Annotated in this window: 22 protein-coding genes and 3 pseudogenes; 20 read left to right on the top strand and 5 right to left on the bottom strand. The window is 45.5% G+C overall.

Going from position 1 to position 24,956, the window contains the following annotated elements:
• The first annotated feature begins 50 nt into the window (after positions 1–50).
• Both Xsze_RS01780 and Xsze_RS01775 read left to right on the top strand, forming a co-directional pair.
• Positions 51–296: a type II toxin-antitoxin system Phd/YefM family antitoxin gene (locus Xsze_RS01780; RefSeq protein ID WP_038240420.1), complete on the top strand. Its 246-nt coding sequence runs from the start codon at positions 51–53 to the stop codon at positions 294–296.
• Positions 296–697 (top strand): type II toxin-antitoxin system VapC family toxin, encoded by a 402-nt coding sequence (locus tag Xsze_RS01775; protein WP_038240422.1) that lies wholly within the window; start codon positions 296–298, stop codon positions 695–697. Before Xsze_RS01780 ends, Xsze_RS01775 begins: the two co-directional genes overlap by 1 nt.
• A gap of 109 nt (positions 698–806) precedes the next feature.
• On the opposite strand, the pseudogene Xsze_RS01770 reads toward Xsze_RS01775, so the two are convergent.
• Positions 807–1,106 (bottom strand): annotated as a pseudogene (locus Xsze_RS01770) (disulfide bond formation protein B); the annotation flags it as partial.
• A gap of 111 nt (positions 1,107–1,217) precedes the next feature.
• Between Xsze_RS01770 and Xsze_RS21755 the strand changes: the two are divergent.
• From Xsze_RS21755 to Xsze_RS01705, 12 genes and pseudogenes are all read left to right on the top strand, one after another.
• Positions 1,218–1,283 (top strand): annotated as a pseudogene (locus Xsze_RS21755) (IS1595 family transposase); the annotation flags it as partial.
• Positions 1,284–1,594 (top strand): annotated as a pseudogene (locus Xsze_RS23275) (hypothetical protein); the annotation flags it as partial.
• Positions 1,595–2,242: 648 nt separating this feature from the next.
• Positions 2,243–3,358, top strand: a complete 1,116-nt coding sequence (gene potA, locus Xsze_RS01755; protein ID WP_038240426.1) for a spermidine/putrescine ABC transporter ATP-binding protein PotA — start codon at positions 2,243–2,245, stop codon at positions 3,356–3,358.
• On the top strand, positions 3,342–4,202 hold the full coding sequence (gene potB, locus Xsze_RS01750; RefSeq protein WP_038240428.1) for a spermidine/putrescine ABC transporter permease PotB: 861 nt from the start codon (positions 3,342–3,344) through the stop codon (positions 4,200–4,202). Before potA ends, potB begins: the two co-directional genes overlap by 17 nt.
• Positions 4,199–4,978, top strand: coding sequence for a spermidine/putrescine ABC transporter permease PotC (gene potC / locus Xsze_RS01745; RefSeq protein ID WP_038240430.1), 780 nt, complete (start codon positions 4,199–4,201; stop codon positions 4,976–4,978). Before potB ends, potC begins: the two co-directional genes overlap by 4 nt.
• Before the next feature lie 230 nt (positions 4,979–5,208).
• Positions 5,209–6,261, top strand: a complete 1,053-nt coding sequence (gene potD / locus Xsze_RS01735; RefSeq protein WP_038240434.1) for a spermidine/putrescine ABC transporter substrate-binding protein PotD — start codon at positions 5,209–5,211, stop codon at positions 6,259–6,261.
• A gap of 249 nt (positions 6,262–6,510) precedes the next feature.
• Positions 6,511–6,642, top strand: a complete 132-nt coding sequence (locus tag Xsze_RS23270) for a VOC family protein (RefSeq protein ID WP_368656212.1) — start codon at positions 6,511–6,513, stop codon at positions 6,640–6,642.
• A gap of 152 nt (positions 6,643–6,794) precedes the next feature.
• The gene (locus Xsze_RS01725) at positions 6,795–7,031 is read left to right on the top strand and encodes a hypothetical protein (protein ID WP_141557223.1); all 237 of its coding nucleotides are present in this window, start codon (positions 6,795–6,797) and stop codon (positions 7,029–7,031) included.
• A 488-nt stretch (positions 7,032–7,519) separates the two neighbouring features.
• Positions 7,520–10,090: a type VI secretion system Vgr family protein gene (locus tag Xsze_RS01720; protein ID WP_169924450.1), complete on the top strand. Its 2,571-nt coding sequence runs from the start codon at positions 7,520–7,522 to the stop codon at positions 10,088–10,090.
• 1 nt (position 10,091) lies between these two features.
• Complete coding sequence (locus tag Xsze_RS01715) at positions 10,092–11,459, top strand: VRR-NUC domain-containing protein (protein WP_051462306.1); 1,368 nt, start codon at positions 10,092–10,094, stop codon at positions 11,457–11,459.
• 18 nt (positions 11,460–11,477) lie between these two features.
• Entirely contained in the window at positions 11,478–12,692 is a 1,215-nt protein-coding gene (locus Xsze_RS01710) for a type VI immunity family protein (RefSeq protein WP_038235169.1), read from the top strand.
• A gap of 249 nt (positions 12,693–12,941) precedes the next feature.
• On the top strand, positions 12,942–13,946 hold the full coding sequence (locus tag Xsze_RS01705; RefSeq protein WP_038235167.1) for a type VI immunity family protein: 1,005 nt from the start codon (positions 12,942–12,944) through the stop codon (positions 13,944–13,946).
• 173 nt (positions 13,947–14,119) lie between these two features.
• Here Xsze_RS01705 and Xsze_RS01700 read toward each other — a convergent pair whose 3' ends face one another.
• Complete coding sequence (locus Xsze_RS01700) at positions 14,120–15,376, bottom strand: VWA domain-containing protein (RefSeq protein WP_038235165.1); 1,257 nt, start codon at positions 15,374–15,376, stop codon at positions 14,120–14,122.
• Positions 15,377–15,705: 329 nt separating this feature from the next.
• On the opposite strand from Xsze_RS01700, the gene Xsze_RS01695 reads away from it, so the two are divergent.
• Complete coding sequence (locus tag Xsze_RS01695; protein WP_038235163.1) at positions 15,706–16,164, top strand: MarR family winged helix-turn-helix transcriptional regulator; 459 nt, start codon at positions 15,706–15,708, stop codon at positions 16,162–16,164.
• A 51-nt stretch (positions 16,165–16,215) separates the two neighbouring features.
• Here Xsze_RS01695 and Xsze_RS01690 read toward each other — a convergent pair whose 3' ends face one another.
• Genes Xsze_RS01690 through Xsze_RS01680 form a run of 3 tightly spaced genes read right to left on the bottom strand, consistent with a single transcriptional unit; the run spans position 16,216 to position 19,507 of the window.
• Positions 16,216–17,340, bottom strand: coding sequence for a DUF4056 domain-containing protein (locus Xsze_RS01690; protein ID WP_038235161.1), 1,125 nt, complete (start codon positions 17,338–17,340; stop codon positions 16,216–16,218).
• A gap of 8 nt (positions 17,341–17,348) precedes the next feature.
• Entirely contained in the window at positions 17,349–18,500 is a 1,152-nt protein-coding gene (locus tag Xsze_RS01685) for a BamA/TamA family outer membrane protein (protein ID WP_038235158.1), read from the bottom strand.
• Positions 18,500–19,507: a hypothetical protein gene (locus tag Xsze_RS01680; protein WP_038235155.1), complete on the bottom strand. Its 1,008-nt coding sequence runs from the start codon at positions 19,505–19,507 to the stop codon at positions 18,500–18,502. Before Xsze_RS01680 ends, Xsze_RS01685 begins: the two co-directional genes overlap by 1 nt.
• Before the next feature lie 678 nt (positions 19,508–20,185).
• Between Xsze_RS01680 and Xsze_RS01675 the strand changes: the two genes are divergently transcribed.
• The 5 genes from Xsze_RS01675 to gntR all read left to right on the top strand — a co-directional run bounded on the left by Xsze_RS01675 (position 20,186) and on the right by gntR (position 24,798).
• Complete coding sequence (locus Xsze_RS01675; protein WP_038235153.1) at positions 20,186–20,494, top strand: PTS sugar transporter subunit IIB; 309 nt, start codon at positions 20,186–20,188, stop codon at positions 20,492–20,494.
• 22 nt (positions 20,495–20,516) lie between these two features.
• On the top strand, positions 20,517–21,824 hold the full coding sequence (locus Xsze_RS01670; protein ID WP_038235151.1) for a PTS sugar transporter subunit IIC: 1,308 nt from the start codon (positions 20,517–20,519) through the stop codon (positions 21,822–21,824).
• A 40-nt stretch (positions 21,825–21,864) separates the two neighbouring features.
• A complete protein-coding gene (locus tag Xsze_RS01665; protein WP_038235149.1) occupies positions 21,865–22,236 on the top strand; it encodes a PTS lactose/cellobiose transporter subunit IIA in 372 nt (123 codons plus the stop codon).
• A gap of 16 nt (positions 22,237–22,252) precedes the next feature.
• Entirely contained in the window at positions 22,253–23,560 is a 1,308-nt protein-coding gene (locus Xsze_RS01660; protein WP_038235147.1) for a 6-phospho-beta-glucosidase, read from the top strand.
• Between the two features lie 242 nt (positions 23,561–23,802).
• Positions 23,803–24,798: a gluconate operon transcriptional repressor GntR gene (gene gntR / locus Xsze_RS01655; RefSeq protein WP_038235145.1), complete on the top strand. Its 996-nt coding sequence runs from the start codon at positions 23,803–23,805 to the stop codon at positions 24,796–24,798.
• The last annotated feature ends 158 nt before the right edge of the window (positions 24,799–24,956 follow it).

Raw genomic sequence — 24,956 nt, 5'->3', positions numbered from 1 at the left:
ACCAAGTGTGGAATGTATGATATAAAATATATACATCAAGAGGTGGTGCTATGGAAAAAGTTAACATCTACGATGCAAAAACTAATCTGTCCAGAATTGTTCAGGAAGTTGCGCGCACTGGAGAACCCGTGATCATTGCTAAGAATGGCCATGCTCTGGTTAAAGTTATCGCATACAGAGAAGAGAAGCCTAAGCGTAAATTAGGTTTTCTCAAAGGCAAAGGTCGTATTCCCACAGATTTTGATGACATGGACAACACTGAACTTGTGGATATGTTCGAAGGGAAATACTCATAATGGAATTGCTGTTAGATACCAATATCTTGCTATTCATGGCATATGAACCAGAAAAACTGAAAACGGATGTTGTTGATCTTCTTGAAGATACCGATAAAACGCTTTGTTTTAGCTCAGCTTCTATATGGGAAGTTGTCATTAAAAGTAATCTGAACAAACCCAATTTCTCTATAGATCCTAAAGAGTTCAGAGATGGGCTGTTTGAAGCTGGCTTGATTGAAATCCCCATTAAAAGCGAACATACACTTGTTATATGTGGTTTGCCCGAAAAACTGCATAAAGATCCGTTTGATAGGCTTATTGTTGCTCAAGCTAAACATAATAATATCCCTCTCATTACGAGTGATATTAAGCTGATAGATTATGTCAGTGATTATATTACTGTGATTTCTAACAGATAGTTAAGAGGTGGGATATTTATTGTAGTGCGCGTAAAATCGCAAATAAGGTCTTCAAAACCAAACTGCCCCTGAAGTTATTTCCATCAACAACAAGGGGCAGTTTTTTATCTCAGCTAAAGTAGTTATTACGCACCCGAACCCCCTGACTCACCAACACCAACACGCCAACAACCAAATAAGCGGCAAAAATACCAATCAGCCATTGGGGCATGTCCAGTGTCAGAAATTTCCATTGTTGTATTGAATAATCGCCATACGCCTGAAATACGGAAGGTACCCATTCATGCAAAGGCAGCCAAGACGGGAAATCGACAAAGAAATCGCAGGTATTAAACGGAGAAGGGTATAGCTGCATCATGGTGTGATCCCACGTAAGCCTTAATCCTTGCCATGCGATGTAAATCCACAGTTAATTGCTGTATCTCAAATGGAATGGAATGCGTGCGAGGTGTGGTTCTCCGTACGTTTACAATTCAATTAGGGACTGTCCCAGATAACTAATATCATCTAGGCTAGTATCATGAGAAAAAGTAGACTCAGCCAGTACAAGCAGGAATGGTTACTTGAACTGTTTATTGCAGGCACTATTTATTCGCCTTGGGTAAATGCGATTGAAAAATTATGGTTAGCACTTCATGAAACAATGACCCGTAATCATTGTTGCAGTTATATACTCTTCGTCTTTCGAGTTGCCTCTTTGTTGGTTGCACTCATTCACCCCAGTCACCGTTTTTATAAATAGACGGTTATCTATGCTCCCGGGGATTCATTCCCTTGCCGCCGCGATGCAACTTGAAATCCATGTGGCAGCTGTTGAAAAAAATGCGTCGCGTTATGGAGACGGCGAGTCCATTCCCAGGAAATAGGCAGGGTACAGCAAAAGTGTATCAATATTAGGAACAGCTACTTAGGGCAGCCCCAAAAGCATTGTATTTTGTGTCCAGAGTTTATATCAATATTTATATTATAATAAACGCCAGTAATAACATGCTGGCGTTATTTCTTATAATTTATCGGCTGATGGATTCACCTCATAAATAAATTATCTTTTTTATTTCTTATGTTAATTCAATAAGATGATGGATTTGTAAGCAATACGACCAGAAAACGAATCCATTATTAAGATAAGTGTTATCAGGGTTACAGGAAAGCAGGAAATCCTAATAAAGGAAATAATACGGGAATTGACTGGAAAAATCAGCCAGTCATGCCGAAACCACAATTAAAGTGACTTTGATGTTTTTGAAAAACAATAAGTTGGATTTGATTGAAAAACAATCATCAGGAAATGATTTCCAATAGGGGGAACAGGTTCAAAATGATGCTTCAAAGTTAATATTCATGAAATGATAATAAAAAATGACATATTGTCAGCGTTTCAGCTTTCAATTTGGGCTTACTGCGTTTATTATGCGCGCTTCGTAATTTCAACCGGCGCCACTGGCTTTGAGCTTCAGCGGAGATATGATGCCTCCTGCTGGCTGACACAGTCTTTTCCCGTGGCGGTTCTATCTGCATTATTCCAAGGGATAGATGATAGCATAAATGACTGAGAATACCTCTCTGACTCCACTTGTGGAATTGAAAGCCTTGAGCAAGGGCTTTGACGGCAAACAAGTTATTTCACAGCTCGATCTGACAATCAATGATGGCGAGTTCCTGACCATTCTTGGGCCATCCGGTTGTGGCAAAACCACAGTACTCCGTCTGATTGCCGGGCTGGAAGATGCGGACAGCGGCCAAATTTTACTGGAAGGGCAGGATATTACTGATATCCCTGCTGAACACCGTCATGTGAATACGGTCTTCCAAAGTTACGCCCTGTTCCCCCATATGACCGTATTTGAAAACGTCGCTTTCGGGCTTCGCATGCAGAAAACACCGGAAAAAGAGATTGCTCCGCGTGTTGAGGAAGCCTTGCGCATGGTGCAGCTTGAAGAGTTTGCCCAGCGTAAACCGGCACAGCTTTCTGGTGGTCAGCAGCAACGTGTGGCGATTGCCCGCGCGGTGGTGAATAAACCGAAAGTCTTGTTGCTGGATGAATCGCTGTCTGCGCTCGATTACAAGTTACGCAAACAGATGCAAAATGAGCTGAAGGCACTTCAGCGCAAGCTCGGCATTACTTTTATCTTCGTGACCCATGATCAGGAAGAAGCGCTGGTCATGTCAGACCGGATCGTGGTGATGCGTGACGGCCGCATTGAGCAGGATGGCTCTCCGCGTGAGATTTATGAAGAGCCGAAAAACCTGTTCGTTGCCCGCTTTATCGGCGAAATCAATATTTTTGATGCCAATGTATTGCATCGCATCGATGAGCAGCGGATACGCGCCAATGTTGAAGGCCATGAATGCGATATTTTCACCGCGTTGCCGGTGACTGTCGGGCAGACACTGAAAGTGTTGTTGCGTCCGGAAGACCTGCGCGTTGAAGAAATCAATAACGGCGAGCAGTTATCCGGCCTGATTGGTTATGTTCGTGAACGTAACTACAAAGGCATGACACTGGATTCTGTGGTCGAGATGGAAAATGGAAAAATGGTGATGGTCAGTGAATTCTTCAATGAAGATGATCCTGATGTTGACCATTCCCTGAACCAGAAGATCGCCGTCACTTGGGTAGAGAGCTGGGAGGTTGTGCTGGTCGATGAAGAAGACGCGTAAACTATTCCAGAATATCGTCATTACAGGCATGGTATCGTGGTTGATGCTGTTTGTTTTCCTGCCGAACCTGATGATTATCGGAACCAGCTTCCTGACCCGTGATGATGCCAATCTGGTGCAGATGGTCTTTTCGCTGGATAACTATACCCGGTTGTTCGATCCGCTATATGCCGAAGTGTTGCTGCATTCGCTGAACATGGCGGTTGTGGCGACGCTGTGCTGTCTGGTGATTGGCTATCCGTTCGCTTTCTTTCTGGCGCGTATGCCGAAGAAACTGCGTCCGCTCATGCTGTTCCTGCTGATCGTCCCGTTCTGGACAAACTCGTTAATCCGTATTTATGGCCTGAAAATGTTCCTCAGCACCCGCGGCTACCTGAATGATTTTCTGCTGTGGACTGGGATTATCGAAAAACCACTGCGCATTATGTATACCCCCGAAGCGGTTGTACTGGGGCTGGTTTATATCCTGTTGCCGTTTATGGTGATGCCGCTCTATTCCAGTATCGAGAAGCTGGATAAACCTTGTCTGGAAGCGGCACGGGATTTGGGAGCAGGCAAATTGCAGACGTTCATCCGCATTATCATCCCATTGACAATGCCGGGCATTATTGCCGGTTGCCTGTTGGTCTTGCTGCCTGCAATGGGGCTGTTCTATGTGGCGGATTTGATGGGCGGGGCGAAAAATCTGCTGATCGGGAATGTGATCAAGAGCCAGTTCCTCAATATCCGTGACTGGCCGTTTGGGGCGGCAACCAGTATCTGCCTGACGCTGGTGATGGGATTGATGCTGTTCGTCTATTATCGTGCGGCGAAGCTGCTGAACAAGAAGGTGGAACTGGAATGATCGGACGCCTGTTGCGCAGTGGCTTTATGGCCATCGTCTATGCTTACCTGTATATCCCGATTATTATCCTGCTGGTCAGTTCGTTTAACCAGTCGCGCTTTGGTATTAGCTGGCAGGGTTTTACCACGGAATGGTACAGCCTGCTGTTCTCCAATGACAGCTTGCTGCAAGCGGCAGGGCATTCCCTGACGATGGCGGTCACCTCCGCCACGTTTGCGACACTGATTGGCTCCCTGACCGCAGTTGCCCTGTACCGTTATTCGTTCCGTGGCAAGAAATTCGTGGGCGGCATGTTGTTTGTGGTCATGATGTCACCGGATATCGTGATGGCGATTTCATTGCTGGTGCTGTTTATGCTGCTCGGTGTTTCGCTTGGGTTCTGGTCACTGCTGTTCTCGCACATCACGTTTTGCCTGCCGTTTGTGGTTGTGACGGTTTACTCCCGCCTGAAAGACTTTGATGTCAAAATGCTGGAAGCGGCCCGGGATTTGGGTGCCAGTGAGTTAACTATTCTGCGTAAAATCATCCTGCCGCTGGCGATGCCGGCCGTTATGGCGGGTTGGTTATTGAGCTTTACCCTGTCGATGGACGACGTGGTTGTTTCCTCGTTTGTAACAGGGCCGAGCTATGAAATCCTGCCATTGAAAATCTATTCAATGGTAAAAGTCGGGGTTTCGCCGGAAGTGAACGCATTGGCAGCGATTCTCCTGCTTATGTCATTGGTTTTGGTCTTGATTAGCCAATTTGTCATGCGGGATCGCACGGGTAAATCTTGATGCCAGTTTAAGCGTAGTCACGGGTTGGCTACGCTTTTATTTCCTTGATAACTTCATTTTTATCCGTATCAATCGGAATTACTTTCATAATCATTAATTCAGTGAAGAATAAGTGGCTTTACCCCATTAAATAGCGCTCTTATAATAGCCGCTTTTTCGGGGATAGGTTCACGGAACCTATATGATACTTACGCACCAACTGCGAGGGGAAACACTGCATGAAAAACAACATGAAAAAGTGGTTCTGTCTGTTAGCCGCCGGGATGATGGCATTAAGCATTGGTTCGGTGAATGCCGCTGCCGCAGATGATGGCAAGACGCTGTATTTCTACAACTGGACTGAATATGTTCCGCCTGGTTTGCTCAACCAGTTCACCAAAGAAACTGGGATTAAGGTGATTTATTCCACCTATGAATCCAATGAGAGCATGTACACCAAGCTGAAAACTTATAAAGACGGCGCTTATGATTTAGTGGTGCCATCCACTTACTTTATCTCAAAAATGAGTAAAGAAGGGATGCTGCAAAAAATCGACAAGAGCAAACTGAGCAATTTCCATAATCTTGATCCTAAATTGCTGCACAAATCTTTTGACCCGAATAACGATTACTCCATTCCTTATATTTGGGGTGCAACGGCGATAGGGGTTAACAGCGACAATGTTGATCCGGAATCCATCACTTCCTGGGCTGATTTTTGGAAGCCTGAATATAAAAATAGTTTAGTTCTGACGGATGATGCACGTGAAGTTTTCCAAATGGCGTTGCTGAAATTGGGATATTCCGGCAATACCACCGATCCGAAAGAGATTGAGGCCGCTTATAAGGAATTACAAAAGTTGATGCCAAATATACTGGCATTTAACTCTGATAACCCAGCGAATCCATTTATGGAAGGTGAAGTGGATGTGGGCATGATGTGGCCTGGCTCCGCTTATGTTGCCCGCCAGTCAGGCACACCGGTTGAGATTATCTGGCCGAAAGAGGGTGGCATTTTCTGGATGGACAATCTGGCTATCCCTGCCAACGCCAAAAATGTAGAGGGTGCGATGAAGTTGATTGACTTCCTGTTGCGTCCGGAGATTGCGGCACAAGTGTCTGAGAAGATCGGCTATCCGACACCGAATCTGGCTGCGAAGAAATTGCTGCCAAAGGCAATGACGGAAGATAAGTCTCTGTATCCCGATAATGCGATTATCGAGAAAGGGGAATGGCAAAATGATGTTGGTAATGCCAATATTCTGTATGAAGAGTATTTCCAGAAACTGAAAGCAGGTCAGTGATCTGAATTTTAGTTGAATGATTAGGGGGAGCGCTGGCTCCCCTTTTTGCCGTCTATGGGCCAACGGATTATTGCTTAAATACTTGGTCACGATGCCAGTTAATAAAACTTTCCAGCGGGTACTCCAGTAATCGCGGGTGTATCTCTTTCCTATAACCGTTTTATTGTAACAGTTTGCTGCTTTTATATTTTTTACCTATATTTCTTTATTGAGATCCTAATAGAAACAGATTGTAGCAAGGGCTATAAAATGAAATTAGGCTATATCATTATTTATGTTGAGTCAGTCAGTAAAACTGTCGAGTTTTATGAAAAAGCCTTTGGGTTTCAGCGTAAATTTATTATTTCAATAATATCATATGATTATAGTGAGCCTCATTAATGAGGCTCACAGTCTTAATTATTTTGCTATTTCATTAGTGTATTCTTGATATTCCTGCACGGAATGGATATTCCTTGCATATATCGGCGATGAATATTGCTATATTTATGCCATGATAAATCTGTTACTCCACATTGCGGGAAATTTCTGCTTTGGTATCGCAACCCGAATTGATGGGGGCTATTTTTGGTGAAATGTCTGCCGCCGATATTCCTTTTGTTGAAGGCGAGCAGGTGATGTTTCTTTGGCCATCTATTTTAGCCAGACGTGCATGGGATTCAGGCTTTTTTGGTGTGCAAATCGCAGCGGCCCAGCCGGATATGGCCTTACTTAAGGTACTGGATGACGATGAATATAATCTGTGGAGTCAGCGTTTGAATTTGTCATAAGTTCCATTGCTCAAGCTTTTTCGCCCCTGCCAAGGGGCGTTTTTGTTTATGGTAATGGCTTTGATGGTGAGGTCATGATTGGCAGTGAATGCCTGTGGCGGGCTGATTACTGAATTAACAGGATCTGATATTTTTTGTGTATCAAACAATAAGAAGCAAGGTTGAAAGTATAGTAATTTTCTATCGTTATTTGCCTTATAAAATTAAACCTAAAGCGTAATTCAAGTTATTTGAATTGCATCTCTTTATGTTTTCATCATTCTGGCAAAATAAAAACAGTAAGCGCCTTTTCTACAAGAGAGTCATTAATAACTTATTGTAATTAACAAGTTAAACGTAATGCAATCCGAGCGAACTCTGCTGTTTGCTGAGCAATGACGAAAATAAATCTTGTTCATCATGGGGTTTATTCCCAATCAATGATAGTTATCGGGAAGCTAAATGGATTTGCACACTCCCTGCTATTGTTCATGATTAAGGAATATCTGATGCTTAATCCCCCTCTGATATTATCCCGTTATGATTTGAAAATTTGGCAGTCTCCGGCCGTGATAGGTGTACAGTTCTTTCGGGGACGGGAAAGCCTGCGCCAACCCTACCGTTATCTGATCTACGTCACCAGCCCTGAGGCAGATATCCTGCCAGAACAGGTACTGCTGAAAACCGCTACATTTACCCTGCAACCGCCAGTACCGGATATTCTGGCCGGATTGTCTTCGGCCCATCCCGACGGTGGCGTCAAAGTGGTGCACGGGGTGATCCGTCACCTCAAGCGCCTGTCAACCTCGGCGGATGAAACCCGCTACCGGCTGGAGCTGGTGCCAAGGCTGCAACTGCTGGCCCATCGTGAACGTTGTGCTATCTATCAAAATCAGTCCGTGCCGGAGATTGTGGAACAGGTACTGCGCGCCCATGACTTTGAAGGGGCGGATTTTGAATTCCGGCTCAGCCAGAGCTATCCGACCCGTGAATTAATCACCCAGTGGCGGGAAAGTGATCTGGCATTTGTGCAGCGGTTACTGGCAGAAGTGGGAATTTACTACCGCTTTGAAATGGACAGCCGGCTGGCGCGGGAAGTGGTGATTTTCAGTGACAGTGCGGAACAGTACCAGTTCGGTGTGCATTTGCCGCTGCATAATACGGCAGGCATGAATGACAGCGGAGCAGACAGTGTCTGGGGCTTGAAAACCACCCATCAGGTGGTGACGAAAAACCTGACCACGCAGGATTACAATTACCGCTACGCCCTGACACCCCTGCTCAGTCAGGCCAATGCGGCACCGAACGACCTCCTTACCTATGGTGAGGTGTACCGTTATGCCGAGCCGTACCGGAACGCGGGGGCTGAAACCGATCCTGAACCGGAAAGCGGCGGTTTCTTTGCCCGCCTGAATCACGAACGGCTATTGAACCACCAGCACACCGTGATGGGCTGGAGCACCTCGCCGTCGCTGGCCGTCGGGCAGGTACTGGAGCCGGCGGGGGATTTGCCGGCCGCGTTGGCAGAGGGCATTCTCCTCACGACCCTGACGTGCAGCGGGGCACGGGATAAAAGCTATCGGGTCCGGTTGCAGGGGCAGCCTTACCGTGAAACGGTCTGTTTTCGCCCCCCTTTGTGGCCCCGTCCGGTGATGGTTGGCACCTTTCCTGCCCGCATTGAAAGTACTGAGAAAAATGATACCTATGCGTGGCTTGATCCGCACGGGCGCTATCGGGTTAAGGTGCAGTTTGACCTTGACGGCTGGAAAGCGGGGGAAGCCTATTTGTGGGTCCGGCTGGCGAAACCCTATGCCGGTGAAACCTACGGCTGGCATACCCCGTTGTTGGACGGCACGGAAGTGGCGCTGGCCTTTGACGGCGGAGACTGCGACCGGCCTTATATTGCCCATGCTTTCCACGATTCCGAACACCCTGATTTAGTCACCGGCACCAATCATACCCGTAACGTATTGCGGACCCCGGCCAACAACAAACTGCGGCTGGAAGACCAGCGCGGGGAAACCCATGCCAAGCTGGCGACCGAGTACGGCAAAAGCCAGCTGAATCTGGGCCATCTGGTGGATGCCCAACGCCAGCAGCGGGGCAGCGGATTTGAACTGCGCACCGACGAACACGGGGCTGTGCGGGCGGGCAAGGGGCTGTTTATCAGTGCAGAAGAACAACCCAAAGCACAGGGGCAGGTGCTGGACATGACAAAAGCGCTGGACGAGATTGCCTTCCTGAAAAAACAGGTGGAGCAACTTTCCGACGCGGCCGAGCAGGCCAACACGCTGGCGGCTGACCTGCATGAGCAAGTGGCGATGTTTGAGGCGCGCCTGAAACCCCTGAATGAAGCAATACTTGCCAGCGCTCCCAGTGGCATCGCCCTGACCAGTGACAGCCATGTCCAACTGGCAGCGGGGGATAACCTGATGGTCAATGTGGGCGGCCATGCCGATATCGGGGTGATGGACAACATGACGTTACAGGTTGGGGGATCACTGGGGGTCTTTGCGCAGCAATCCGGCATCCAGCTCAAGGCCAACGGTGGCAAGGTGGAGGTACAGGCACAAAATAACACTTTGTCTTTGCTGGCAAAGGGCAAAATCAGCCTGATGGCCGTGGACGGGGATGTACTGTTTGCGGCGAAAAAGCGCCTCAAAATTAACGCCGGTGGCAGTTACCTGATCTTGCAGGACGGCAAGATTGAGTACGGCACCCGCCATGACTATGTGCGCAAGACCGTGCATACCGTGAAGACAAAAAGTACTCAGCAACCGATTACCATGCCGCATATGCCGTTGGTGGAAGGGTATAGCCAATACTTTGTCATACAGGATCAAAAGACGGGGAAAGAATTAAAACACTTTCCCTATACTTTATATGTCAATGACCAAAAAATTGAAGGCGTCACGAATGAAAAGGGGCATACCCAGCGGGCGTATACCACGGAAAGTGAATCCATTGAGTTGGTGACGCACAGCGAGCTGTTTAACCGGGAACATTTTCAGGCCAGTTACTGGGATATTGATGCACCGTTGAAACTGGACTTTTCAAAAACGGAGAAGAAGGAAAAATAACATGGCCGGCAAGAAGAAAACAGCGACCTTACCACAGGAATCCCCGAAAAAGACCCCGACGGTATCACAACCGGAAGGCGCAGTAGCGCCGGTCACCAATCCGCTGGATTTATGGTATTTGTGCGAAAAGGTCAACTATGCGATTAAAAACCCGAAAAAACGGTCAGACGGACAGATGATGTACCAACGTGTCGTGACCCAATTGATAAGGAAGGATGACAGGGCATTCAATTATCACTTTCCCTATATTGGTGAGGTGGGCTATGACATGACCCAAAGCCCGCCCAAGCCGATTATGAGCCGTCGAAATCCGAACTGGCCCAGCACCTTTCCCTTGTCAAAATTTCATGCCATCAAGAAAGGCTATGGTTATCGCTTACGAGGGTTGGGCTTAAGTGATGTTGAGGTCCAGCGGATCCTCGAGTTGCTGACAAGCGGTGAACTGGAATCCCTGCTGTCCCCCGAAATGCGTCAGCAACACGGGGCGGCAAAACCCCTGCCGAATGAGTTGGAGCAACTCATAAAGGGCCAGAAGGGATTGTTTCGCATTCCTGATGTGGTTCGCATCAAAAACATTATGTTGGCAGGAAAGCTCGCGTTCAGTCAGGAGAATATTCATACGGTAATTGAGATTAAATTTCCAGGGGACAGGCTTACTCCAGAACAAAGAGTGGCATATGTGGATATAGCTGGTGGGAGGATGAAATTCCGTTTGTTGGAGACGGGAGTATGTCAAGTTGATGACAAACGCAAGCGTGAATGGATACGGGATGCGAAAAAAGAACCAGTTTATGTGCCGGTCGGGTTGGCCGGTGCTCGCATGAACAGTGATGAGTCTCAGTGTTTGCGGCCAGATGTAGTGGCTTATCCTTTACTGGAAGGCGATATTGAACAGGAATTTCAGCAGGTGCAGCAATTTCTGGCTCCCCATCAACCGGCAAGGCAAAGCGGGCCGCGATTTGAACCCGTAGATCCAGCCGTACGAATTGCGCAGGAGCGAGAGTTGGAAAAGGCCCGTGGCAAATTGGGCGCGATATTAGGTGCGCCTCTGTTTGTTGCCGGTAGCGGAGCTGCCCTTGCGACAGCTGCAACGACAACGACAACCGCTGTGACGGGAGCGGTGGCAGAAGTAGAAGTTTTAATCGGTTATATTGGCGGTCAGGCAGTCCGGTATGCGCGGACAATTGGCACCGGAGTCGCCGTGGGAAGTAGCGCCGCAGGCACTTACGCTACCGCTGAACCTCATCCTGTTGAACCCCAACCGGTTGGACCCAAAATCAAACCAGAGTACGAAGGTCTCTCCCGGACCATGAAATTTTTAAATGACCCGCTTCAACCCAGTCAGGATTACATTTATTGGCCCGATTAATCGAAAGGTAAACAATGTATGGATTTCTTTGAAAAATTTAAGCAGGCAGAGTGGGAGTTTACTTATGGGGCTGAGGATAGTCCGGAAAAACATAATGCCCTTCAGGTAGGCTTAGTCGCTTATTTCTATATTGATAAGGGCTATTTACCTGAAAAACGCCAGCAGATGGCAAAAGCTTTTGCATTGTACCATCGGGAATTTGGGGAGAAATTAAAATGGGGTTTTTTTCGAGATCCCAATCGTCCCAAGAACTACCATTCTTTCACGCTTGAAGATCACCAATCATTAATTACGGAAGGTGATGGGGAGCATATGGATTTTTACTGGAGCTCAGAAGAGGGATTTAGATATGCCAGCGATTATCATATCGAAGCAGTGTCTTGTGCTGGTTGGTATGAATATGTACACGGCCCTGTCAGTTATTTAGGGTTTTACCTCCCAGTGAAAGAATTGAAAGAAAGAGGAGTCATTTATTTTAATCATTTAATTAAAGAATATTGTTCTATTCTAGAACCCATACATGGTCTATTTGGTCTTGGAATCCAACAATGCCAAGAATGTGAGAGATATCAGCATCTTGAATATGATATAGGTCAGGAGTTTTTAGGCGTTGATATACCTAATGGCAATACTGATAAATATTATAGAGATGGGTTACGCTCAATCAACTGGTTTACTTTCATTAATAATGGATGGCTGGATAAATTAGGCAATACAGAGAAATTACAATCTCAGCTGAATGATAAAAATTTTGAGATAATAAAATATGATAGTGGAGTTATTATTCGTGCTGGAGAGTACCCAGAATTAGGCTGGAAAAAAGACAATCCTTATCCTGAGTTATATGTAAAGGCCAACAATGTATTAAGACCTATTAGGGCCCCAAAAATTGATAGCTTAGGTTATGGTTCAATCGCCGGAGAAATTCGTTTTGATGAAGCTTCCACTGCGCAATGGTTAAAACGTTTTGATGTTGAACTTCCCTCAGAGACATCAGAGCAGAAAAAATCTGCTGTTGATGAACCGGTGCGCATAACAGGCGTAAGTGGTGAAATTTGCCCCCATACGGGACGGTGGTCCGCCTTTATTGGTGGCAGCCTGCAATATGCCCAGTTGCAACAGGAACAAATCATACCTGAATGGACAGATAAAAATGGCAAAGTACATCAGGTACGCTGGACGTTATTAGAGCGGGAAGATGGCGGCAGTGTTTATGTGCTAAAAGAACAGTAAACATCATTCTGATTATTCATTATTCGGGTTACTTAGTGTGACCCGCAATTATGCCTTTTTCCATCAGACGATGAGTTCATGTACAGGTTTACCATAGGTATTTACGTTGTTGCTGAAATCCATCTGGTTGTATCCAAAATAAAACCGAACTACAAAAGCCTCGCTCAGATCATGAAATTTTTAAACGACTCGTTCTAATCTGGTCAAGATGATATCTATTGGGCCGACTCATAGAAAGGTAAGCAATGTATGGACTTCTTTGAAAAATTTAAGCAGGCAGAGTGGGAATTTACTTATGGGGCTGAGGATGATCCGGAAAAACACAATGCCCTGCAAGTTGGATTGGTTGCCTATTTTTATATTGATCAGGGCTATTTGCCCGAAAATCGGCAGAGGATGGCAGAGGCTTTTGCATTGTACCATCGGGAATTTGGGGAGAAATTGAAATGGGGATTCTTCCATGATCCGGAGGACCCTGAATACTATCATGACATCACGCTGGAACAACATTGTCACCGTATTACGGAAGGGGACGCTGACGATATGGATTGTTTCTGGGGGGAAGAAGAAGGCTACCGCTATTCCAGTAATTATAAAATAGAGATGGGATCACCCGCAGGTTGGTTTGAATGTATACATGGTTCAGTGAGCTATTTAAGCTTTTACCTTCCTTTAAGTGAATTAAAAACAAAAGGGGTAATTTATCTTGAAAATTTATTAAGGGAGTTCTGCACGATATTAAAACCGATGCATGGATTGGCTGGTTTGGGTATACAACAGAGCTTTGCCAGATACAGGTATCAACACCTTGAATATGAAATAGTCCAGGAGTTTTTAGGCATCGACGTCGCGAATGTAAATGACGATGACTGTTATAGAAATGGTATTCGTTCAATCAATTGGTATACCTTTTTTCAGGATGAATGGTTAAATAAATTGGGAGGCATGGAGAAACTGTCTACAGATTTGGGTGATAAACACATTCATATCATGAAATATGAGGGTGGTGTTATTGTCCGTGCTGGAGACTGGCCGGAATTAGGCTGGAAAAAAGAGACGCCTTACCCAGAATCATATGTGAAGGTAAATAATGTGCTTAAACCTATTCGAGCACCAGAAATAAATAATTTGAGCTATGGGACTACCGCTGGAGAAACCCGCTTTGATAAAACCTCCACGGCACAATGGCTGAAACGTTTTGATGTTGAACTTCCGCTCGATACGGCAGAACAGAAAAAAAACCACGTTCAATAAGCGGGTGCGCATTATTCGGCTCACTTAAAATGCGTCCTTGTGATATTTCCCTCTGTCTGGCTATATGCAGGTTTGGTGGCGGATGATCATGCCTGCATGATGGGTTTATTATGGTTGTTGGCTCAGTGTGAAAATGAGTACTAACCGTACTCACTTCCACTGAATGATGTGTATTAAAGTATATTCTCAACCGTTGCGGCATCGTGCCAGTCTTTAAATTCAGTTAATAACAAATCATACAACTGGTCATCTTTTACCGTTGCAAAATTGTCGATGGCGAAGAAGTCGGTGTTATCCAGACGACGATCCGTAAAATTATCGAGATCTTCCAGTATTCCGTAATTTGAACCTCCCAACCCAACAAATTTCCAAAAAATAGGATAGTTGGCTGAACGTCGGATGGCCTCTTTAATTTGACGGGTCTTATAGATGCCGCCATCGGTGATAAATACGACATAAACCGGAAGATCACTGTCTTTAAAAAAGTTGATCACTTCTTCCATGACCGGCGGTTCGTTATTGCTAACGCCAAGACCGGGCAAGATACCCCATAAAGTGCGTTTTGGCGTGGTTTCTATTTGGTGAATATAATCATCAAGATTTTCAAGAGTGACGTCCTGATACTTTTTGTGTTTTGAGGCAAAGGCCCAGAGATCCATTGAATTATCATCATCGAATTGCACGGCCAGTACTGCAATGCGGTCCAGGACTGACTGAACATGTCCCCGGCTGAATTGATTTGCCATCGAGCCTGAAGCATCAAGCACAAATGCAACCCGGGCCTTGATCGATTGCAGCTTGTGTTTATTCAGGCTGACGGTTGCGTTCTTGGCAAGGTTCACAAGGCGTGGTGCTTTTTCTTGTAGTTTTTTCTCAAGGCTGATAATCGGCGTCGAAGGGGGATTTGAAGGCACAGGTGTCGGTTGCTCTGGCTCTACATCCACGCCAAAATTGACGGCCAGAGGCTCCAATCCACCATTGAATCCTTGTCCGAGTGCCCGAAGTTTCCAATTGCCCGAATGCCGGTAAATTTCTGCAATAATCATTGCCTTTTCAGTTCTGTTTGCCGTTGATACCGTGAAAGTCGCAATGTTTTGTGCGTCAAATTTCAGTTGCTGGAGATTGGCAACGGAATCCGGGCCATCTATCACCAAGGTAATCGCAATTTTGCTGATATTGGCATCGATTTTGGCAAGATCCACCGTGATAGCACTTTCTTGGTGAGAGGTTTGCAAGATTAGGCTGTTATCTGCGGCGGCGGGATTATTGTAAAAATAAAAATCATTGTCACTTCTGACTTTCCCATGGGCATTGAGCAGAAAAACGGAGGCATCGACTTCACTGCGAAAGGTAGGTGCTGATGGATAAAAGAGCGTGAGGCGAAGAGAGGTTGCAGATAAAATAATATTTTGTCCTGCTTGGAGGTGCATCTTGGATATCCTTTTAAGTGTGTAATTAGGGCAGTTCCTTTTTGAGGTGAAATTCAGGTTAACATGGTTACCACTAACGGCCGCATAAGAAAGGCGAAGCAAATCTGATGTGCTGGATATGATCCACGGGAATTGCTTGTTATTTCTCCATTTATGGTGACAACCTACATGATCTTGAAACAACTTGGAGTGAATACATGCGTTCCGAGATTTGGTTCACTGTTATCAGGAAAATATGTGTGGATATCTATTGTAGGCGTGTTTTTCACTGGTGAACCTTTTAGAATTAGGACACAAAAAACTTCCTAAGATAAAAGGTTGTTCAACTTATGCCAGATTCAAAAGTGTTTGTTGACAATTACTTGCCTGCCTTGCTTGGTCAGGCATGGATGCTCGTTTCTTCTGAGTTTCATGATATCGTTGAAGCTCAAGGGCTGTCAGTTCTGGAGTGGCGAGCGTTATCGACGTTAGCGGGGAGCGGTCCGATTGGCATTAGCCTTTTGGCGCAGAAAACAGTCAGTAAACAACCGACCATTACCCGTGTTTTGCAACGTCTTGAATTACAGGGATACGTTGCCCGTTTTTCCAACGGTGGTGGAGATCGACGCATCACATTGGTGAGATTGACGGAGAGCGGTCAACAAGTCGTAGCCGGGTTACTGACTGAAGCTGAATCCCATGAAAAAAACGTCTTGGCACCATTAGGCAGCGGCAAAAGCGAGTTATTGAAAGAAGTCTTACAAGAGTTGATTAAGCGGCATGCACCAATACGTAAAGTGTTAGGGTAACTTGATAAGTTATGCATCAGTGAAGGAGACATGTTTTGTCTCCTTATTTGGTCATTTAACTAATAATTGCTGTTTTTCATCCTCATGCAGGGCTTTTTCTGCCAGCATCTTAAAATCTTTTGCCCCCCAATAGTGTTTGGGAACGGGTAGGTTTTTCATTCCATTCGTTGGCCATAACTGAAATTCAGCCAGCTTTTCCAACGAGAAACCCTGATAATGTTCAGGCAGAGACAGACGTAATGCCCAGTTTTCCTGACCTGACGGCATTAATGGATAACGGTTGTCTCCGACATCATAATTTCGGCGCAGCAATAAGAATTTTTCGGGAATGCGTTGATAACTGTTCCACCATAATCCATCGACATGATCAAGCATCGCTTTGGTATCCGGACGACGGTAAGCCCCCAGCTCATTTAAGGCGGTCGGTAAGATATTGACCATTGACGTTGAGAATTGAGCGATTGAAGAAGCTTGCCCTTCCAGAATGAGTGTTATGGCTAAACGTGCACCCAGCAGATTCGAATAGAGATCTTCCGGGGAAAAAGCGGAAACACTCTCTGGAAAACCAGGGACAGATTGATAGCCATACCATTGGGCGATTTCATGCCAGGCTGCAAGCTGGAAAGCGAGTCTGGCCGCCAAATAGGTACTCAACGTATAACGCTCAGCAGGATCTTCCGGTGGTGTAAACGCGAAGAAATGTACCTTGCGGGCGGCAAGCTCATTATCCAGAGTCAATTCCCATGCCTGACCAAGGTGGGCATAAATCTGGCTGAAAAAATAGAGCGTATAATCTGCGGTATCCCTGACATGGGAGAGATCAACAAACCCTCCTTTGTGGGTATAGAGCAACCCGATTTTTTCATTGCTAAGCCCTAACAGGGCAGAGCTTGCACCAAGAAAACTATCATTGTAGTGATGTTCTCCCAGTTTCTCAGCTTCGACAATATTGTCGATATCATAGAAAGGAATGGGGATTTTCCATAACCGGGCCTTAAGGTTATAGCCGAAAACACAGCAGGCCCTTAAACCTTCCGGCGGTGCAATCGGCGCCAATACAGGCCAGTTTTTCTGTGATTGTTCATGGGAATCACTGGTTAAAACGGGTTTTATGGCGTTAACAGAAGTGGGTTGGCTTTGGCATGCCATCAATAGAAAACAAAGGCACAATGCCATTAAGATCCTCAAAACGCTTCCCCTACCTGAAAGTAAAATCCCATGCTGTTTTTGCCAACACCAAAATCTAGCCGGACGTTCATGCGTGGTTTAAATTCGAAACGATAACCAACACCGATTGAAGGAAGCCAATGTTTTTCCCCCAGTTGTGACGGGGAATCACCCAAAGTTCCGGTTCCTATCCAGCCGACGATGCCGTGACGCCAGTCCAGTTTATGCCTGAGTTCTAATTGGGTGGTGAAGATATTGTTGTCGCGGTAACGGCCTTCATAATATCCGCGCATTCGCTGGTTACTGCCCAGCAGCGCTAATTGATTCCACGGCACATCCCCTGTACTGAAACGGGCATAGTTATCCAATGCCAACACGGTTTTTTCGGATAGCTGGTGGTAGGTGGAAAATTGTAGCTGTGTGGTATGGAAACGATGATCTCCCCCTAATTCTGGAGAGAAATAGGTATAAATAATCTCAAATGCTTGCCCATGGCGTGCATTGGGCAGGAAATCCCGCGTGTCATAACTGAAGTGGGCGCTGACACCAGAACTGATGACGGAATGGCCGCCGACAGATTGGTCAAAATACCGTTTTGCGCCAGCATCCGGATCATTTACGTTGACGGATGAGAAATTCCAGCCTAATCCCACATAAGTTGCATCAGCGACGCGGTAAAGCAGGCGAGGCCGGATATCGAATACCTGTGAGTTATATTTCTCTTTATTATTTTTATTTTTTCCGGCCTGATAGCCTTTCCCCCAATAATAAGTCGGGGTGTTATTCAGTGTGCCGGAAATAAAGGCCCGCCATTGATCATTGGCGAGGAAATTGTAGTTGGTGAAGTTCAGGCCAAATGCACCGGTGGTTGATCCAAAACCGCTAAGCCCCAATGAGGAGGTTTGGCTGATGCGATCAGCGTGGTCAGGACGGTATAAACCCACGATGGCAACCCCAACCCCCAAGCCCATTTCTGGTGTATAAAAAGGGCCGGGCAATACACCCCAATCAATTTTCTTGCTGTCATCAAAATGATTGTCACCGCCCAATTCGTTTAGCCAACCGTCAATTTTTTGCCGATCGGGCAAGATATCCGCTTGTGCTGGTGAAACCGTCAAAATAAGCAGGCTGGAGAGTGCCAGCCCTTGCAATACTTTAAAATAAAACATTAAAAACGGAACTCACCAGAAACAAAGAACGTATTTCGGTTACCAAAACCCACTTCGGAGACGATATTGAAATTGCGGGTAATTTCGAAACGTGCACCAAGGGTGTTGTTCCATTTGTGGGCAAGGTGTTGTTTGACGTCGAATTTGATGCCGACATCAGGACTTATGAGTTTTAACATACCAAATGCTTCATCCAACTCAGAAGGTAAACTGAGCTTACTGACATCACCTTTGAAACGTTGAGTAATGTCTTGGTACATAGCACCTGCCCATACCTGGACTTTGGTATTACCTTGACCAGAAATTAATGGATTAAATACAAATTCATAACCAATACGCGGCGTCAGAACGAAAGCGCTAATATCACCATCTAAAATATCCAGATTAGTACGGGTATAATTCGCATCTAATGTGGCAAAAAAGTGATTATAGCCACCGGCAAAGGTAGCTCCGCCCCCAAACGTTTTACCTTTGAAACTCAGCTCGAAAGGAAGATTTTGCATATAAGTAGTGTCTGTCCAAAAGGCAATATTATCTATATTTGTTTTGGATTTACCTTTGGTTTTTCCGTAGAGACCATAAACGTTTAGGAAAGGAAGTACCCAGGTATCAAGCTTCAGCATATGTGTTTCACTGTTTTGGCGAGTATTGCCAGCATCAATACTGATTACTTTTTCGAAAAAGTCCTTATACATTGGGTCTATGTTATAGAATTGAAATTTAATGCTGTCCACAACAATATTTTGACGCATATTCATATAACTATAACTGGCACCAAACGGCTCAGGCAGATCATAGCCTTTTGCCCGTGCAGCATCCCCCCAAATTGGCAGAATACGAGATTTAGATTGGGTGGAATGGGATAAACTGCCATCGCTGTTTGCTTGTGGTACGCCGGATTCGGCCATGGTCAACGAGAAAAGTGGGCGATCACTATCAGCATAGCTGTATGAAGCAGTAATACAAAGAGTCGCTGCTAACAATTTACTGGCGCTAGTTAAGTTCATAAATATATTCGTTTCCTAATTTTTGATTATGAAATTGCTTATAAAATCAACAATAAAGGGATCAAAAGTGGCGTAGGTTATCATAGGTGATTTTGACAATGATTAACGAATTATGCTAAAGGGAATTTCGCGGGATAATTTGGAATTTTTGTTTGTTTTTCTGGTTAACTAAATAGGTTTCCTCTTTCTTATATATCAATAAGGGTAATTATTTTATTTTGAAATTATCTATATAGATATTTTAATTTAGCTATATTATGAAAATAATTAAATTAATTACATTGATAATTAACTTATTTAAATAATAATTGCATTCATTTTTTAATTAAGTGATGAAATTGACTTTTATTGTTCCCTTTTCTAAGGGAAATATATTAGTTAAATCGCAATAAGCACTCCTCTGTCCCTTGGGTAATCATACATCTGTAAATGTGCTTATTTCTGGGAAATTAACGGCTGGATTTTTTATTGCGTGAAAATATACGTAAAAACCAATGGAAATAAAATCCATTCTTAATAAGAACATATTTCGTCTAATTCACATCTCCATTATTAATAAAATTATGTGACTGCTATCGCAGCAATAATAAAGTTATATGTCATCCTAACCAAAACAACTCCGTTTTTATTATCTTTTAAGTGAAATTTACGATAAATGCTGATGGAGAAAACAAGACGATGAAAACAATTTTATTGTGTTGCGCTGCGGGGATGTCCACGAGCATGCTGGCGACAAACATGTCTTCAGAAGCCGGAAAAAAAGGGATGGAAGTTGTTGTTAAGGCGATTCCGATTCAGGAATTGGAAGCCGGCCTGGGTGAAGCAGATGTGGTTTTGCTCGGGCCACAAGTTCACTATGAGCTCAAGCGAATTACAGCATTGGCCGAGCCATTGGGTAAACCCGTCGGCGTGATTGACAGAATGGACTATGGCGCACTTCGGGGGGATAAGGTATTGGAGCATGCTCTGGGCTTACTGAAGAAATGAGGTTGTCAGACGGAGTGAATTTATGGGAATTTATGCTTCGCTGACACGTATCGTAGAAAGCCATATTGCACCGGTTGCAGGGAAAATCGGCAGCCAGCGGCATATTATCGCGATACGTGATGGTTTTATCTCCGCAATGCCTTTCCTGATCATCGGCAGTATTATGCTGATTATCGCCAACCCGCCTTTTGATGCACAAACTTCATCGTCTTTTGGTCAGGCATGGTTGATATTTGCCAAAAAACATTGGGCAACCATCACTATGCCTTTCTTTATGACGATGGGACTGATGAGCGTTTTTGTCTCTGTCGGCACTGCCTACAGCTTGGCGAAGTCGTACAATTTGGATGGATTGACTGCCGGATTACTCTCTTTGATGGCGTTTTTACTGGCAGCAGCACCACAAGCCGACAATAAAATGCCCCTCGATTTCCTGGGAGGCGCAGGGGTATTTACGGCACTGATCTGTGCCATTTGGTCGGTGGAATTGATTCGTTTGTTAAAAAAATACAATATCGCCATTCGATTGCCTTCTCAGGTTCCTCCTGCGATAGCCCGATCTTTTGAATTGCTGTATCCCGTCATGGGGATTTTGCTGACGGTGTATCCCATCAGTTTATTGCTGCAAAGTGAATTTGAGTTGTTGCTGCCTGAGGCTGTTATGCGGCTATTTGAGCCGTTGATTGCTGTCGGGGATACGTTGCCGGCCATTATGTTATTAGTGTTGCTTGCGAATTTACTGTGGTTTGCCGGCATTCATGGGGACAACATTGTGACCGGGCTGCTTAACCCGATTTTTATGGCCAATATTGCTGCCAATGCGGCGTTGGTGGCTCAGGGCATGGCAACTACCCAGATTTTGACCGCGCCTTATTGGGCTTTTTATGTGTGTATCGGCGGGTCTGGGTCAACGTTGGTATTGGCATTCCTTTATCTGCGTAGCCGATCAATTCATTTAAAGACAATCGGTAAACTGGGTGTTGTTCCTGCCATATTCAATATCAATGAACCGCTGTTGTTTGGCTCGCCAATAGTGATGAATCCTACGTTATTAATTCCGTTGTTAATTGTGCCATTGGTGAATGCCGTGTTGGCTTACGGTGCGTTGCATCTGGATCTCGTGGAGAAAATGGTCGCGATTTCCCCCTGGACTGCGCCTGCACCGGTAGGGGCCTTAATTTCTGCGGCTTGGGATTATCGTGCATTTCTGCTGGTTGGGGTGCTGATGGTGATTGATTTACTGATTTGGTATCCCTTTTTCAAAGTGTATGAAAAGCAGCTTTTGGCAGAAGAACAGAAAAGCAAAGATGAGGCCGGAGCGGCGACCTGAAAGATAACGGGCACAATTGCAAAGCAGGAGGGAGTAAGGCATGTCCACGGATTATGAGCAGAGCCTTTTTGAACAGCAAATTATTGAGTTGCTGGTGCATGCCGGCAGTGCGCGCAGTAGTGCACTGATGGCACTGCAACAGGCGAAAGAGGGGAGTTTTCAGCAAGCGAAGAGGTTAATGGAGGAGTCCCGGCAGGAAACCCGTGCAGCGCATGTTATCCAGACAAAGCTGATTGGTATGGATGAAGGATGCGGAAAATTACCTGTCAATCTGATCACCGTTCATGCGCAGGATCATTTGATGAATGCGATGGTGATTCAGGATCTCGCCAATCATATTATCGATCTTTATCAGCGTTTACCGGTACTTGGGGGGCTGGTTAATCAGAGCATCATAGAAAAAGGTCAATAAACAGGAAAAGAGAGACATGAAATCAATCAAAATTGCGGTTATTGGTGGTGGCAGCAGTTACACACCTGAATTGGTGGAAGGGTTGATCCAGCGAAAGCACCTGCTGCCAATTTCTGAACTGGCATTGGTGGATGTGGAGGCGGGGCGGGGGAAAGTTGAGATTATTGCGGGATTGACACGCCGGATGCTGGATCGCCATGGGTTACAGGGGGTTGTTGTCAGTGTGCATTATTCTCCGGATGAGGCGATTGCCGGGGCCAGTTTTGTCCTGACTCAGTTACGTGTCGGGCAACTTCCGGCCCGTGCTGCGGATGAGCGTCTGGGGCTGAAATATGGTTTGCTCGGGCAGGAAACGACAGGGGTGGGAGGATTTGCCAAGGCATTGCGGACAATCCCTGTTTTACTGGACATTGCGCGTAAAGTGGAGTGCCTGTCGCCGGATGCATGGATCATTAATTTCACTAACCCTGCGGGTGTTGTCACTGAAGCGGTGTCCCGCTATAGCAAGGCCAAGATCATCGGATTATGCAATGTGCCCATATCCATGCATCACATGATCGCCAATATGATGCAGCAATCTTACCCGAATGTGCAATTGCGCTTTGCAGGCCTCAACCATATGGTTTGGGTTCATCAGGTTTTGGTGAATGGTAAAGATGAGACGGAACAGGTGCTGGAGCTGTTGTGCAATGGTGCTGAGCTGACAATGAATAATATTAAGGAAGAGCCTTGGCCGCCTGAGTTTTTGCGGGCATTGGGGGCGATACCTTGCCCTTATCACCGTTATTTTTATCAGACCGGTAAAATGTTGCAGGAAGAGAAAGAGAGTGCGGCGAGCAAAGGCACCCGGGCAGAGCAAGTCATGCAAGTGGAGCGGCAATTATTTGAGTTGTATGCCGATCCCATGCTTGCTCACAAACCGGAGCAATTAAGTTTTCGTGGGGGGGCATTCTATTCTGAAGTTGCATTGGAATTAATTTCATCAATTCACAATAACCTTGGTACACAGTTAGTGGTGAACACGATGAATCGTGGCGCCATTCATGGCTTGCCGGATGATGCCGTGATTGAGACTAACTGCATTGTTGATGCCCAAGGTGCACACCCTTTGGTATTTGGTCATTTGCCGGACAGCATGTTGTCTCTGACACAACAGGTTAAGGCGTTTGAACGTTTGACGATTGAAGCTGCGGTTCATGGAGAGCGGAAGGCGGCATTGCTGGCCTTGGTGACACACCCTTTAATTGCAGGCGCAGCGCTGGAGCCTGCATTATTGGAAGAGATATTGCAGCTTAATCAGGCATATTTGCCTCAGTTTCAATAAATCTCAATAAAGTGCGTGAGCGCAGCCCATTTGGCGGCAATTTAAAAAGCGATGGAAGGGTGATTACTTATCGGTATTTATTCAGGCATGTGTAAATCATCACAGTTTCGATATTCATTGATGAGTGAGATGAGAATGTACGGGCATTTTTAACTAAAAAGCATGTTATTATGATGCATAAATATGTTAAAACCGCAGGTTATTCATCTGATTATTTCGATAACTGATCGCATTACACTAAAATGAAGAAAAAAAGACCTGCTTTACAAGATGTTGCAAACCTCGTGGGAGTTACAAAAATGACGGTCAGTCGTTTTTTACGTAAACCAGAGCAGGTTTCAGAAGCATTGGGAAAACGGATCGCGGAAGCAGTAGAACAACTGGGTTACATTCCTAATCGCGTACCGGATATTCTTTCTAACTCCACCAGCCGGGCCATTGGCGTTTTGCTCCCTTCATTGACTAATCAGGTTTTTGCAGAAGTGATCCGTGGGATCGAGCATATCACTGATCGCAATGGATATCAGACCATGCTTGCCCACTATGGTTACTCTGCCCAGAAAGAGGAAGAACGTCTGCTTTCCCTGCTTTCTTACAATATCGATGGCCTGATCCTGGCTGAGCGCACGCATACACCCAAGACACTGAAGGTATTGCAGACCACCGGCATTCCCGTGGTTGAACTGATGGACAGTATATCGCCTTGCATTGATATCGCGGTAGGCATTGACAACTTTGAAGCTGCACGTCAAATGACAATGGCAATGATTGAACGGGGCCATAAACAAGTGGTGTATCTGGGGGCCAGACAAGATGAACGGACATTGATCCGTTTGCAGGGATTTGAAGCGGCGATGCGAAGCTCCGGTCTTCGGCCAAGAAAAATAATGACGCCGTCAAGTTCATCTTATTCGCTGGGAGCACAACTTTTGCAGGAAACCCGCCAAAAATATCCGGATGTGGATGGCTTGTTTTGCACGAATGATGATATTGCCATTGGTGCGATTTTCGAATGCCAGCGTCAGGGGATCAACGTGCCGGAAGATATCGCGGTAGCGGGATTTCATGGTCATAATATCGGTCAGGTTATGACACCGAAGCTGGCCAGCATACTGACCCCCCGGGATGTGATGGGGCGTAGGGCCGCTGAATCTTTGCTGTCCCGCATGAAGGGGGAAAAGCTGCAACAGACGATGATTGATGTTGGATTCACGCTTTCATTGGGGGAAAGCGTGTAAATTTTGCAGGGCAAAATGATGCATTTTTATCTTCAATTGCGATAAACCTCACACTTTCTTTTTTTTGCGATCCTGATTGATTGCTCATTCTCCTTTTATACGGATAATGTTACCGGTAAAAGTTACCGGTAACATTTATGCTGGCTATATTTTTAAGT

Origin of the sequence: Xenorhabdus szentirmaii DSM 16338 (assembly GCF_002632585.1) — a bacterium.
Taxonomy (GTDB): domain Bacteria; phylum Pseudomonadota; class Gammaproteobacteria; order Enterobacterales; family Enterobacteriaceae; genus Xenorhabdus; species Xenorhabdus szentirmaii.
The sequence above is the reverse complement of the archived record's forward strand: the minus strand, read 5'-3'. Positions and strand labels throughout refer to the sequence as shown.